Origin of the sequence: Geomonas oryzisoli (assembly GCF_018986915.1) — a bacterium.
GTDB lineage: Bacteria > Desulfobacterota > Desulfuromonadia > Geobacterales > Geobacteraceae > Geomonas > Geomonas oryzisoli.
The window spans coordinates 2440898-2453908 of sequence record NZ_CP076723.1 but is presented as its reverse complement, the minus strand read 5'-3'; the positions used below and the strand labels follow the sequence as shown (position 1 = coordinate 2453908).

The 13011-nt window shown below is 62.8% G+C and carries 11 protein-coding genes; 9 read left to right on the top strand and 2 right to left on the bottom strand.

What is annotated here, in order from left to right; genetic code table 11:
* From KP004_RS10780 to KP004_RS10770, 3 genes are all read left to right on the top strand, one after another.
* Entirely contained in the window at positions 1-840 is an 840-nt protein-coding gene (locus tag KP004_RS10780) for an MlaA family lipoprotein (protein WP_216798555.1), read from the top strand.
* Between the two features lie 14 nt (positions 841-854).
* Complete coding sequence (locus KP004_RS10775) at positions 855-1808, top strand: hypothetical protein (protein ID WP_216798554.1); 954 nt, start codon at positions 855-857, stop codon at positions 1806-1808.
* A 264-nt stretch (positions 1809-2072) separates the two neighbouring features.
* Positions 2073-2378, top strand: a complete 306-nt coding sequence (locus KP004_RS10770; RefSeq protein WP_216798553.1) for a hypothetical protein — start codon at positions 2073-2075, stop codon at positions 2376-2378.
* Positions 2379-2547: 169 nt separating this feature from the next.
* Here KP004_RS10770 and KP004_RS10765 read toward each other — a convergent pair whose 3' ends face one another.
* On the bottom strand, positions 2548-4419 hold the full coding sequence (locus KP004_RS10765) for a cytochrome C (RefSeq protein WP_216798552.1): 1872 nt from the start codon (positions 4417-4419) through the stop codon (positions 2548-2550).
* A gap of 91 nt (positions 4420-4510) precedes the next feature.
* Entirely contained in the window at positions 4511-5908 is a 1398-nt protein-coding gene (locus KP004_RS21490) for a rhodanese-like domain-containing protein (protein ID WP_216798551.1), read from the bottom strand.
* 369 nt (positions 5909-6277) lie between these two features.
* Between KP004_RS21490 and KP004_RS10755 the strand changes: the two genes are divergently transcribed.
* The 6 genes from KP004_RS10755 to KP004_RS10730 all read left to right on the top strand — a co-directional run bounded on the left by KP004_RS10755 (position 6278) and on the right by KP004_RS10730 (position 13002).
* Positions 6278-7618 (top strand): MATE family efflux transporter, encoded by a 1341-nt coding sequence (locus KP004_RS10755; RefSeq protein ID WP_216798550.1) that lies wholly within the window; start codon positions 6278-6280, stop codon positions 7616-7618.
* A 365-nt stretch (positions 7619-7983) separates the two neighbouring features.
* A complete protein-coding gene (locus KP004_RS10750) occupies positions 7984-8676 on the top strand; it encodes a phosphoadenylyl-sulfate reductase (RefSeq protein WP_216798549.1) in 693 nt (230 codons plus the stop codon).
* A 69-nt stretch (positions 8677-8745) separates the two neighbouring features.
* A complete protein-coding gene (cysD, locus tag KP004_RS10745) occupies positions 8746-9651 on the top strand; it encodes a sulfate adenylyltransferase subunit CysD (protein ID WP_216798548.1) in 906 nt (301 codons plus the stop codon).
* The gene (gene cysN / locus KP004_RS10740; RefSeq protein WP_216798547.1) at positions 9651-11303 is read left to right on the top strand and encodes a sulfate adenylyltransferase subunit CysN; all 1653 of its coding nucleotides are present in this window, start codon (positions 9651-9653) and stop codon (positions 11301-11303) included. Before cysD ends, cysN begins: the two co-directional genes overlap by 1 nt.
* Before the next feature lie 98 nt (positions 11304-11401).
* A complete protein-coding gene (locus KP004_RS10735) occupies positions 11402-12541 on the top strand; it encodes a cysteine desulfurase family protein (protein WP_216798546.1) in 1140 nt (379 codons plus the stop codon).
* Positions 12538-13002 (top strand): GNAT family N-acetyltransferase, encoded by a 465-nt coding sequence (locus KP004_RS10730; protein ID WP_216798545.1) that lies wholly within the window; start codon positions 12538-12540, stop codon positions 13000-13002. The genes KP004_RS10735 and KP004_RS10730 overlap by 4 nt, the downstream gene beginning before the upstream one ends.
* Positions 13003-13011: the final 9 nt, after the last annotated feature.

Here is a 13011-nt window from a genome sequence, read left to right as displayed (position 1 = left end):
ATGAAACCGCATGCCGCTTACATGCCTTGCTCCATCTCGCGCGGAAGAGGGGACCGGACCACGATGGCCGCAGCAGCCGCAGCATGGCGGCTCCTGGCCCCGCTGTTATTCCTGTTGCTGCTTTCGGCATGCTCCACCATGCCCACGGTGACCGGTCCCGTGGAACCGCCGCTTAGGCGCTACGAGGACCTGGTCAAGCCCGGGCAGCCCAACATGCTGGACGTGAAGGACTCGGTCGAGGGGTTCAACCGCGGCAGCTACCGGTTCAACTACTACTTCGACGAGTACCTGTACCGTCCCGTGGTGCGCGGCTACGAGTTCATCATGCCCAACTACCTCGAGGACCGGGTTTCCGACGCCATCGACAACCTGGGTGAAATTACCAACTTGACTAATAATCTCATGCAGTTCAATCTGAAGGGCGCCGGCATCACCGTGAGCCGCTTCGTGATCAACTCCACCATCGGTGTCGGCGGTTTGTGGGATCAGGCGAAGAAGATGGGGCTCAAACGCCAGACCGAAGATTTCGGGCTCACCCTCGGACATTACGGAACCGGGAGCGGGAGTTACCTGATGCTCCCCGTGCTGGGCGCCTCCAACGTCCGGGATACCACGGGGCTGATCGCGGACCTGGCCACGTCCAACTATCTCGGCCCGGTCGCCTGGATCAACGACAGCACGTTCACCTTTGCCTATTCCGGGATCTACGCCATCGACCGCAGGCATCGCACCCCCTTCAGGTACCGCCAGACCGGCTCGCCCTTCGAGTACGAACTGATCCGGACCCTGTACACGATGAAGCGCGATTTCGACATCGAGCAAACCAAAGAGCAGAAGTAGGTAGGAGGCAGCAGTTGCTGAGGTTTCTTCACTCCATCTTCCGGCGCGGCACCAAGGCGGGTGCCGTGCCCGATGCCCTGGTCAACAAGGCCATTGAACGCGCTGTCGACGGCACCGACCCCTGGATCCGCGCCGTGTTCGGCTACAAGAAAAAACTCCGCCCCGCCGTGCTGCACGCCATAGGCCACGTGGTCTCCCTGGTGGACGGTACCGGCCCTGTCCTGACGCTCGATCCGCAGCGCTACGACGAAGACACCTACCTGCGCACCTACTTCATCTCCGCCGCCGAAATGGGGCAGTTCCTGGAGCGCGACCCGGGCGTGGCGCAACTGCGCGGCACGCGCGGCAACGGCCGGCACGCCGCCACGGGGCTGCTGCTCATGGAGAAACAGGAACGGCTTATCCTGGGGGCGGAGATATCGGGCGACCTGGTGCTGCGCGACGTGCCGCAGGTGACGGTGAGCTTCGAGGCGCACCGGATCCTCGACCTCAACGGCAAGGAAGAGGAAACCCGCTACCAGTTGAAGCGCCGGGCCTACGACCACCTGCTGCGCATCGCCCTGGGGAGAATAACCGAGATCAAGACCCGGCGGGGCAACCTGGAAAAACACCGCACCCTTTTGGATTCGAAGCTCTCCCTGTTGAGCCGCGGCGGTTTCGGCTTCGATCCCCGCACCGGCGCGGCTACGGACGTGGCAGGCCTGGAGCAACAACTGGCAAAGATCGAGGCGCAGCTCCTGGAGATAGGTAAAGACGACAAGATGCTGGAGGTGTACCTCGCAGTGGTAGCCGACGTGCTGGGGCACGCCGAGGAGTATCTCTGGGTGGGGAAGGAGACGCTGGTTGTGGACCGGATGGGGATCAAGCGCAAGGAGCCCGGTCCCGAGGCCCGTAAGGTCAACCTCGACGTGTTGTGCGATGCCGAGGGGCGGAAACTGGTGGTGTCCCTGGTGAACATCCCGACTTAACCGGCATAACTGTTTTTAAAAAACTGCGCCCCCTGCAGCCTTCGCTGCAGGGGGCGCTTCGTTTGGGGCCGCAGCGTTTGATTGACTGAGTTAACCTTGCCGAATAAGCCACTGGTGTTGTCGAATATTCTCTAATTACGAGCTTCCTCTTTGAAAGGGTCACGTAGTTACAGGTAGTTACGTTTTGGCACGCCCGATGCTCATAGTTAGGCAGGTGCGCAACGAAGCGCAGCACAAAACTCTCGATCAAAGGAGGATGTAACGATGAAACGTAAACTTTTGGTTCTTATGGCTGTATCCCTTTTCGCGGCGGCAACCCCGGTACTGGCTGACGAGGCGCCGACCCACGGCACCATGCATAAGGCAGGCGACGCTCAGTGTGAGAAAGAGTGCGCGATGCTCCTGAAGGATTGCAACAACCAGGTCGACAGCATCCAGGACAGGATCAGGAAGCTGCAGGTTGCCATCAATGAGCAAGGTGCCACCACCTACACGGTCGACGAGCTGAAAATCCTCAAGAAGAAACTTCAGGAGGCCAACGACACGCTGCGCGTGTTGACCCGGCACTAGCGGGGGTGGGGTCGGCACTGGCGGAGACTTTCGGGTTCCGGCCTTGCTGATGGCGTAAAGAAAGGGCGCGCTGCCTGCTGCAGCGCGCCCTTCTTTGTGTTCAGGGGTAAGGGGGACAGAGGGTAAAGGGGACTGGCACCTGGCGGAGCCAGTCCCCCATGTTCTGGAGTCAGCGTTGCTGCAGCATTGACTTGGCGAGTTCGAGGTTGTGATAGGCCACCGCCCTCAGCCGGGCCCCTTCCGCGTCCTTGCGGTTCGCAAGCTGCGCCAGGAACAGATCGAGCTCCCTGCGTGCCGCGTCCGTCTTCTTCTTGTCGTAGGGAAGCGAGAAGTCGATCCCCTTCACGTCCCAGGCACCGGCCGGCAGCAGGGTAAAGGGGGCGAAGTCCTCCGCTTTGCGGTTGCCGGCGGGATCCGGCTTGTCCCAGACCTGCTCGATAAACCTCAACCCGTCCTTGTCAGCAAGGACCTTGTAACTCCCCTTGAAGGGCTTTTTCACATCGGACTTCTCGAAATAGCTCCACTCCGATCTGCCCACCTGGGTCGGGGAGTCGTGGCAGGTCGCGCAACTGCGCGGCTTGCCGAGGGCATGGCTCATCTTGTCCATCTGCACCCAGAGAATCGCCTTGTTGCCGGAGGGAAGGTCGCTGCGCGTACCGACGCCGATGTAGGCGTCGTTGACGTCGCGCGCGCCGCGCACCGCCTCGAAAAACGCCGGCTCTCCGATGGACGTGTTACCCGGTATGCGCCGCTTGGGTATCTCGCGGAACAAAAGCCCGGTCGGGGCGAGTTCGGCGGTCTGGTTCATCACCGCCATGGGGTAGGGTTTCACGCCGATCCAGCGCCCGTCGGCGTTCTTCACGATGGTTGGGAGATCGCGGGTGCCGTAGTATTCCTTGTGCTTGCCGTACGGGGTCTCGACGCCGAAGGTGACGCCCGGCCCCCAGAAGGTGTACTGGTAGGCGCCGACCACGGTGACGTGGCAGGCCGCGCAGTCTACCGTGGCGTGCGCCGAGCTCTGCACCGCCTTCACGATCTCGGCGTGGCAGTTGGCGCAGGCGGCACGAGCCCGGGGTGAACCGAGGTGGCCGAACTGGTGCTGTTGAGGCTTGTGGCAGTCGATGCAGGTGATCCCCGCCTTGAAGTGCGCCTCCTGGGGCAGGTTGGGAGGGAAGGAATAGTCGCCGCGGAAGTACCCGGCACCACGTCTGCGATCCATCGGTCCAGCGTGGCAGATGGTGCCGCGACCGCCGCCGTAGCAACTGGTCGTGTCCGGAAGGCCGAAGCTGTGGCTGCCGCTTCCTGCGTGCGGTTTGTAGTGACAATCGTTGCAGCCCGGATGGCACATGTTGCAGGAGCGGTTCGAGGCATCGTTCTGGGCCAGGGAGTAGGGGACGGCGGTCTGTCCCTTCAGGTTGTCATAGTTCTGCCCGAACCACATGCCGCAGTTCTGGGGCCCGGGGAGCCGCTCCGACCACGTGCGGAACGACCTCTGGTGCTTCAGCAGCCCCATCTCCGAGCCCGCGTAATCCTTTACCTCCTGGGCATGGCACTTGCCGCAGGTCTTGCGGGCGATGTCGGGGGAAAAAGCGAAGGTCTTCGGATCGCGGTCCTGCCAGTGGATGCCGGTCACCGCCTTCACTCCCAGGGTGGCAAGCTTGTTCGGGTCGCCTTCCGGCGTGAGGGCTTCCATGTCGGAGGAACGTGGAACCAGTGGCTTTACCGCCCCTGCCGCCTGCCGGGACAGGGCCTCCCCCTTGATTTTTGGTCCCACGCCGACCACGAAGGGGCGCAGCATGTCCTTGTGCGCGGCCTCCTTGTCCTTTACGCTTTCGTCGCCCAGGTGGCAGTCGATGCAGGTGACCCCGGGCATGTTCACTTCACGGTCCACCTGCGCCGGGTCGAGGAACATCGCCTCAGCACCCAGCGACTTCAACAGGTTCCTGTCGCTGTGACACACGACGCACTGAGAATCCGCCTCGAAGCCCCAAACCGTACCCGAGACAACCAGAGAGAGTACAACGATCGCTACGGCTTTCATCCACTCCTCCCATAATCGCGCGTTCCGCAGTCCGGTCGGATTGCGCCGGACGTTTCCCCGTTCCCAACCGGCGCCGCCTGCGTGGCGCCGCTTACTTGATGGTGAAGCCTCCGTCCTGGTTTGGCGTGATGGTAGCGTCGAGGTACTGGACCTGGTACCCCTTCTCCTTGAGGATCGTGTATCCCATCTCGGCGCGTGTGCCGGTGGAGCAGTGCAAGACGACCTTCTTCTCCTTCGATACCTCTCCCAGCCGGTCTGCGATCTCGTCGGCAGGGATGTTGACCGCACCCTTGATCATCCCTGTTTTGGCCGCTTCGTCGGCTCCGCGCACGTCCAGCAGTTGTACGCCGGCCGGGATGCCTCGGGCGAAGGACTGGAACTCGCTGACTGCTATGGTGCCGGGTTTTGGCTTGGGAACGTAGCTGACCACGGCCGGCGGTTTCCCTGTGGCGGTCTGGAAGCCTGCTCCCTGCCAGGCGGCAAAGCCGCCGGTCAACACGCGCGGTCCCGGGTACCCGGCCTTGATGAGTTTGCGGGCCACCCGTTCGGCGCTGCCGTCGCCCTTGGCGTCATAAATAACCACCGGAGGCTTCAGTTCCTGTTTCGGGAATGTCGCCACGGCCTGGTCCAGTTCCTGTTCCGGCACGTTGGCCGCGCCTGGGATGAACCCCTGGCCCGCCTGCGCCTCGGGGCGCACGTCCAGAAGCACGAAGGAGAGTCCCTTGTCGAGCCATGCCTCCTTCAGGGACTTGGCCGTCAACACGGTGAAGTTGCGGTTGTTCCATTCGGGGACGCCGTCGTGGAATATCTTTACATTGGTGTAGCCGAGTTTCTCCGCCTCACGGGCGGAAGAGGGGCTGAGAGCTCAGGTGACGCCGGCACAGAAGTAGACCAGCAGTTCACCCTTGTCCTTGGGGAGCTTGTCCAGGTTCTTTTGGAAGGCGGGGAAGGGGATGTTGATTGCCGTCGGGATGGAACCCTCCTGGTACTTGGGAGCCGGCCGCGCGTCCACCAGGGTGTACTTCTTCTTACCCGAGATGAGCCTTTCCAGCTGCTCGACCTTGAGCTGCTTTTCGGCCGGGACCTTCATAGCGGGCTTGATGGAGATTTCGCTGATCTTCTTGATCCCGTTACTCGCTTCCTGGTACGCCACCCGCACCTCGTGCCCTTTCTTTATGGCCCGCAACGACTTCTCCAGGTTCCCCGGAACGGCCGCGTTGACGATGTTGAGGGTGTCCTTGTCGAAAACGAGAACCTCGGCGCCATCGTCGAACCTGAGCTGTATCGTCTGTGATTTCATAGCGACACTGTCGAAAAAGGCCCGCAGTTGTCCCTCGGCCGGTTTGTGACAGACCGAGCAGGATTTCACGTCTTTCGCCTTCGCCTTTGCCTTTGCCGGTACCGTATCGCCCGCTAGTGCTCCCTGCACGGTGAGCAGGGCTACGACTGACAGAGCTGACAGTGAACAGCTGATTCTTCGAACAGACATCGCGTTTCCTCCTTTGAGAGTGGAGTAGGATGGGCGTCGGTGGCAGTAGGTAAAGGTGGTAAAGATACGTATCGGTATGACATTCTTGAGTTATAGCAGTTTCTTTTGTATATGCGACACTGTCACAGTAAAAAAATCAACACTCAAAGATAACGGGCCAGGCCCAGACAGTATAGTTCCGGCCTCGCACGGTGGCGGCCTACGCTTGGTAGGACCCGCATCATGAACACCATGCCCTATGCTTCTTGTTTTCTGGGGCCATTAGGGGTATCCTCGATTTTTTCCCGTCGCGCCGGGCAGCCGGTCTCACCCCCATCGACGCCCCGCGTTGCGAGTGAGGCCCGCTGAACAGAAACCAGGTAGGCTCTCTTGGCAACGAATCACGTACCGCGCCTGTTGAAACTGGCAGGCCCCATGATACTCTCCACCTCTGCCATCACGCTGATGCAGATCGTCGACGCCATCGTCCTGTCCCGGCACTCCAGCGCTGCGGTCGCGGCCATCGGTCCGGCCGGCCTGGCCGTGATCCTGTTTCAGGGCTTTCTCTTCGGCACCGCGGGGTATGCCGGCACCTTCGTTGCCCACAACCACGGCAGGGGCGACGCCGCCGGCGTGCGCAAATCGGCCTGGCTCGGTATCCATACCTCGCTTGCTTCCGGCGTCCTCGCGCTGGCCGTCGCCTGGCCCATCGGCCAGCTCTTCCGGCTGGCGGGCCACACTCCTGACGTTGCCGCCGACGAGATCAGCTACTTCACCATCTGCATGGCCGGTTCGCTCTTTCCCGTGCTGGGCTCCGCGTTGGCCGGCTGGCTCTCCGGCATCGGGCGCCCGGCCATCGTCACCGCGGTGACTTTCTTTTCCTTCGCCGTCAACGCGCTGCTCGCCTGGGGGCTGGTGCTGGGTGTCTGGGGCTTCCCGCGTTTGGGGATCACCGGCGCCGCGTTGGCAACGGTATCCGCCCAGGGCGTCGCCGCGCTTTTGTACGTCGCCATCTTCGTCGTCGGCAGGGGGTGCTCCGACCCCGGCGCCAGGCGCCTTGACGGCGGTGAGCTCTCCCGCTTCCTGAAACTCGCCATGCCCATGGGGTTGCGCATCAGCGGCGAGCTCCTCGCCTGGACCCTCTTTCTGGTGGTGCTCGGGCGGCTGGGGACCGTGGAACTGGCCGCCTCCAGCATCGCCTTCCGGATCAACGGGATGGCCTTCTTCCCGGCGCTGGGCCTCGGCCAGGCGGCGGGCATCCTGGTGGGACACGCACGCGGGGCAGGGGAGGACGACGAGGTCCCGGCCATCGCGTCGCAGTCGCTGCTGGTGTGCGAGGTCTGGATGCTGGTCATGGCGGTGCTCTTCGCCACCTGCTCGGCCCCGCTCATCTCCGTCTTCGCCGGTCACGGGCCGGAGAGCGCCCGCATCGTAGAGACCGGCTCTCTCATCATGAAGTTCGTCGCCTTTTACTGCCTCTTCGATGCCGCCAATGTCATGACCGGCTGTGTGCTCTCCTCCGCCGGTGACACCGGTTGGGTCGCCCGCACCTTCGTCTGTTCCTCCGCCGGTTTCCTGCTGCTTTTGTGGCTGATCGACAGCTTCATGCCCGGCCTGGTCGCCGAGTGGACCCTCGGCACCTGTTTCGTCCTCTTTACCGCCGTTGTCTGGTCATTGCGCTTTCGCTCCGGCGCCTGGAGAGGAATCCGGGTGCTGCACGATTCACACTGAGCCTGCCCGCAGAGCCTGCCCGCGTAGTCACCAATATTCCCTACTATATCTGCTGTAGTATCCACTTCAGTCACTACTCCCTCAGCTGTCTCTCCCTGTACTTTTTGTCCCGGTCGGACACCACGCCTGATAGTGTCTTCCTGTGCTATTGTTGCGCATAATCAGCATGTTGGGAGGTATAGCGCTTTCCCGTTGCCATGGGCGGTAACAAGGTAATACAAAAACCTACCGTTAAGCTGTGCAATTAAGATAATTTTTCTTGACTGCTTTGGTTGAATAAGCTACAACGTCACACAAGCTTGGATCGGTGGTATTTACACCGAGTACTGTCGTGGATCCGAATCGTCTCTGGAAAGGAAGCCCCAATGAACGCTGTGCCTGAAGTCCCCGCCAACGCAACCGCCCAGGATATCCTTCGCCTCGGTCTTGAAGCAGCCAAAGGTCCGGTGCAACTGGCCTGCTCCTTCTCGCTTGAGGATGTCGCCATCATCGAACTGGCCCAGGAGGCCGGCCTTGACATCGGCGTGTTCGCGCTCGATACCGGCAGGCTGAACGAGGAAACCTACGAAGTCGCCGACGCCCTCACCGAACGCTACCGCCTCAAAATCGACTGGTATTTCCCGAAACACGAGGCGGTGGAGCAGCTGGAGCGTGAGAAGGGACTGTTCTCGTTCCGGGAATCGCTGGACAATCGCCACGAGTGCTGCCACATCCGCAAGGTCGAACCGCTGGGGCGTGCGCTGCAAGGTCTGGCCGGCTGGGTCACGGGCATGCGCCGCGAGCACAACGTCACCCGGACCGACTTGAAGGCGATCGAGCTGGACCAGTTGAACGGCGGCATCTTGAAGCTCAACCCGCTCCTCGACTGGAGCGAGGCGCAACTCCTGGAGTTCGTCAAGGAGCGCCGTCTGCCCCAGAACCGCCTCTTGAAGCAGGGGTACCGCTCCATCGGCTGCGCCCCTTGTACCAGGGCGGTCCAGCCGGGCGAGGACGCCCGCGCCGGACGGTGGTGGTGGGAGAACCCTGAGCACAAGGAGTGCGGTCTGCACCGCAGGTAACAGGGGTAGGGAACACCCGCCCGGCGCTGAGATAGCTCCGGCACACGAAGATCGATACGGGATAATGCCATGAAGACAAATTTGACCCATCTGCAGCAGCTCGAAGCCGAAAGCATCCACATCATCCGCGAGGTGGTGGCCGAGTTTGACAACCCGGTGATGCTCTATTCCATCGGCAAGGACTCCGCCGTCATGCTGCACCTGGCCCGCAAGGCCTTCTACCCGGCCCCGCCGCCGTTTCCGCTTCTGCATGTGGACACCACCTGGAAGTTTCGCGACATGATCGAGTTCCGCGGCCGCATGGCCAAGGAGTCCGGCATGGAGCTTTTGGTGCACGTGAACGAGGAAGGGGTGAAGAAGGGGGTCTCTCCCTTTACCCATGGCTCCGCGCTCTACACCGACGTCATGAAGACCGAGGGGCTCAAGCAGGCGCTGGACAAGTACAAGTTCGACGCGGCCTTCGGCGGCGCGCGCCGCGACGAGGAGAAGTCCCGCGCCAAGGAGCGCATCTTCTCCTTCCGTAGCGCGAACCACCGCTGGGACCCGAAGAACCAGCGCCCCGAGCTCTGGAGCCTGTACAACACCCGCATCAAGCCGGGCGAGAGCATCCGCGTTTTCCCGCTCTCCAACTGGACCGAGTTGGACATCTGGCAGTACATCCACCTGGAAGAGATCCCCATCGTGCCCCTGTACTTCTCCGCGGTGCGCCCCGTGGTCGAGCGCGACGGCATGCTGATCATGGTCGACGACGACCGGCTGGAGCTGAAGCCGGGCGAGCAGGTGGAGTACAAGTCGGTCCGCTTCCGCACCCTGGGCTGCTATCCGCTGACCGGCGCGGTCGAGTCCGAGGCCGACACGCTCCCCGAGATCATCCAGGAAATGCTGCTCACCCGCACCTCCGAGCGCCAGGGGCGCCTGATCGACCACGACCAGGCCGGTTCGATGGAGAAAAAGAAACAGGAAGGGTACTTCTAATGGCACATCAATCAGAACTGATCGAGAAAGATATCCTTGCCTACCTGAAGAGCCAGGAAGAGAAGTCGCTGCTCCGTTTCATCACCTGCGGCAGCGTGGACGACGGCAAGAGCACCCTCATCGGGCGGCTGTTGTGGGATTCCAAGATGGTCTTCGAGGACCAACTGGCGGCGCTCGAAGCGGACAGCAAGAAGGTGGGGACGCAAGGCGGCGCCATCGACTACGCGCTGCTTCTGGACGGTTTGCAGGCGGAGCGGGAGCAGGGGATCACCATCGACGTGGCCTACCGCTTTTTCTCCACCGACCGCCGCAAGTTCATCGTCGCCGACACCCCGGGGCACGAGCAGTACACCCGCAACATGGTGACCGGCGCCTCGACCGCCAAGGTCGCCGTCATCCTGGTCGATGCGCGCAAGGGGCTTCTGACCCAGACCCGCCGCCACAGTTTTCTGGTCTCCCTGGTGGGGATCAAGCACATCGTCCTGGCCATCAACAAGATGGACCTGATCGGCTACGACGAGGAGAAGTTCCGCGCAATCGAGGCGGACTACCGCGAGTTCGCAGCACCTTTGGGCTTCACCAGCATCACGGCGCTCCCCATCTCCGCATTGAACGGCGACAACATCATCGAGAAGAGCGGTGAGACCTCGTGGTACCAGGGTCCGACCCTGATGCACTTCCTGGAGACGGTCCAGGTCGAGGATGACCGCGACGAGCAGCCGTTCCGCCTCCCGGTGCAGTGGGTGAACCGTCCCAACCTCGACTTCCGCGGCTTCTGCGGCACCGTCGCTTCCGGCACCATCCGTCCCGGCGACGAGGTCAGGGTGGCTTCCTCCGGGCAGACCAGCAAGGTTGCCCGTATCGTCACCTTCAACGGCGACCTCGACGAGGCGGTGGCGGGGCAGGCGGTTACGCTCACCCTGGAGGACGAGATCGACATCAGCCGCGGCGACATGCTGACCCGTCCCGAGGCGCCGCCGCTCTACACCAGGCATCCCGAGGCGCACCTGGTCTGGATGCACGACGAGCCGCTGCAGCCCGGGCAGCTCTACCTGGTGAAGACCGCCACCGGCGTGACACCGGGCCGGGTGACCGCCGTGCAGTACGCGGTGGACGTGAACACCCTGGAGCAGAAGCAGGTCGCCACCCTTGGTCTGAACGAGATCGGCCTGGCACGCATCGAGCTGGACCGTCCCGTTTCCTTCGACCCGTACGGCGCCAACCGCGACACCGGCAGTTTCATCCTCATTGATCGTTTCACCAACGCGACCGTGGCGGCAGGCATGGTGTTGAACGCTCCCGACGAGTCGCAGCGGGCGCATCTCTCGGCAGGCGAGAGCAACCCCTGGGCTCCCCGGCACATCACCCTCGACGCTGTGGCTGCGACCAACCTGAACGTGGTCGATCTCACCGAGGAGAAGGGGCTATTCATCCTCGATCTGGCGCAGAGCATCCACGACTACCTGAACAAGGGGAACCGCATCCTGATCCGGTTGCGCGACCTGTCCCAGCTGGAACCGGTGGCGCAGCTGGCCTACGAGCATGAGCTTGCTTTCGAATTTGACCGAAACGGCGACGGCGTCAGCATCCTGCTCTTCAAGCGCGGCAGTACCCCGGTAAAGGGGTACGGTGACGACGGCACCGGTATCTAGCCGGGCAAGTGAAAGGCCAAGGGGTGCATTATTGCCCCTTGGCCTTTTTTAGTTTAACATCCAGCAGTCCGACCAGTCCGACGTCCACGGAGGCCGCCATGAACCCCATCTATCTCGACTACAACGCCACCACTCCGGTCGACCTGGCCGTGGTGGACGAGCTCCTTCCTTTTCTCACCACGCACTTCGGCAACCCTTCCAGCAACCACCCTTACGGCAGGACCGGCAAAGAGGCCGTGGAACTGGCGCGGGGGAGGGTGGCGGCGGCCCTTGGCTGCACCCCGGGTGAGGTGATCTTTACCAGCGGCGGTACCGAGTCCGACAACCAGGCCCTGATCGGGACCGCCTTCGCCAACCGGGAGCGCGGCAACCACATCATCACCTCTGCGGTGGAGCACCCTGCGGTGCTCAGGCCGCTGCGCTGGCTGGAGGAGCAGGGCTTCGCCGTGACCTACCTGCCTGTCGACGGCGCGGGGATGGTCGACCCCGACGCGGTCCGCAGTGCCATCACCCCTCAAACCTCGCTGGTGAGCATCATGCACGCCAACAACGAGGTGGGATCGATCCAGCCTTTGGCCGAGATCAGCGCCATCACCAGGCAGTTCGGCGTCCTGCTGCACAGCGACGCGGCGCAGTCGGTGGGAAAAATCCCTACCCTGGTGGACCAGTTGGGAGTCGACCTCCTCACCGTCGCCGGGCACAAGCTCTATGCACCCAAGGGTGTGGGCGCTTTGTACATCCGCAAAGGGGTGCGCGTGGCGCCGTACCTGCACGGGGCGGGGCATGAGGGTGGCTTGCGGGCGGGGACCGAAAACGTCCCCTACATGGCGGCGCTGGGGAAAGCGATGGAACTTGCGGCCGGACGCATCACAGCGGGTGAGCCGAACGAGGTGCGGGAGCTGCGGGACCGCCTCCATGCGAAACTCCAGGAGCTGGCCGGCGGGGTGGTGCTGAACGGGCCGGAAAAGGAGCGCCTGCCCAACACGTTGAACGTAAGCTTTGAAGGGGTGGTGGGGGCGGACCTGCTCGCGCGTCTTCCTGATATCGCGGCCTCCACCGGTTCAGCCTGTCACGACGGCAAGGGGGAACTCTCAGGTGTGCTGAAAGCGATGGGGCTGTCCCGGGCACAGGGGTTCGGCGCCGTGCGCCTGAGCCTCGGCCGTCTGACCACCGGCGCGGAAATCGACCGGGCGGCCGCACTCATCGCCGCCAAGGTCAAAGAGATCCGCGCCTCGTGATCATCACCCGCGCTGACACAACCGATGCCGCCGAGATCCTGGCGCTGCAAAAGACCGCCTACCTGAGCGAGGCGGTCATCTACCAGGACTACGCCATCCCGCCGCTCACCCAGACCCTGGCGGAACTGAAGGACAGCTTTTCCCGCAACACGATCCTCAAGGCGGTCCAGGACGGCAGGATCGTGGGATCGGTCAACGGCAGGATGAGCAAGGGCCGCTGTCTCATCGGTCGCCTTATGGTGCACCCGGAAAGGCAGGGGAGGGGGACTGGGGCGGCCCTGATGCGTGCCATCGAGGCCGCCTTTCCCGAAGCCTGCTGTTACCGGCTCTTCACCGGCGCGAGAAGCGAGAACAACATCCGCCTGTACCAAAAACTGGGCTACCGGATCTTCGAGACAAAAGAGGTCCCCGGCAGCTTCGCCATCGTCTTCATGGAAAAACCGGCACCGCGCCGGCCCTAGTGCCCGCTG

Coding starts and splice junctions, on each gene's coding strand:
- cysN (WP_216798547.1), top strand. CDS start 9,651: ATGGCACATCAATCAGAACTGATCGAGAAAGATATCCTTGCCTACCTG.
- KP004_RS10765 (WP_216798552.1), bottom strand. CDS start 4,419: ATGAAAGCCGTAGCGATCGTTGTACTCTCTCTGGTTGTCTCGGGTACG.
- KP004_RS10750 (WP_216798549.1), top strand. CDS start 7,984: ATGAACGCTGTGCCTGAAGTCCCCGCCAACGCAACCGCCCAGGATATC.
- KP004_RS10780 (WP_216798555.1), top strand. CDS start 1: ATGAAACCGCATGCCGCTTACATGCCTTGCTCCATCTCGCGCGGAAGA.
- KP004_RS10735 (WP_216798546.1), top strand. CDS start 11,402: ATGAACCCCATCTATCTCGACTACAACGCCACCACTCCGGTCGACCTG.
- KP004_RS10770 (WP_216798553.1), top strand. CDS start 2,073: ATGAAACGTAAACTTTTGGTTCTTATGGCTGTATCCCTTTTCGCGGCG.
- cysD (WP_216798548.1), top strand. CDS start 8,746: ATGAAGACAAATTTGACCCATCTGCAGCAGCTCGAAGCCGAAAGCATC.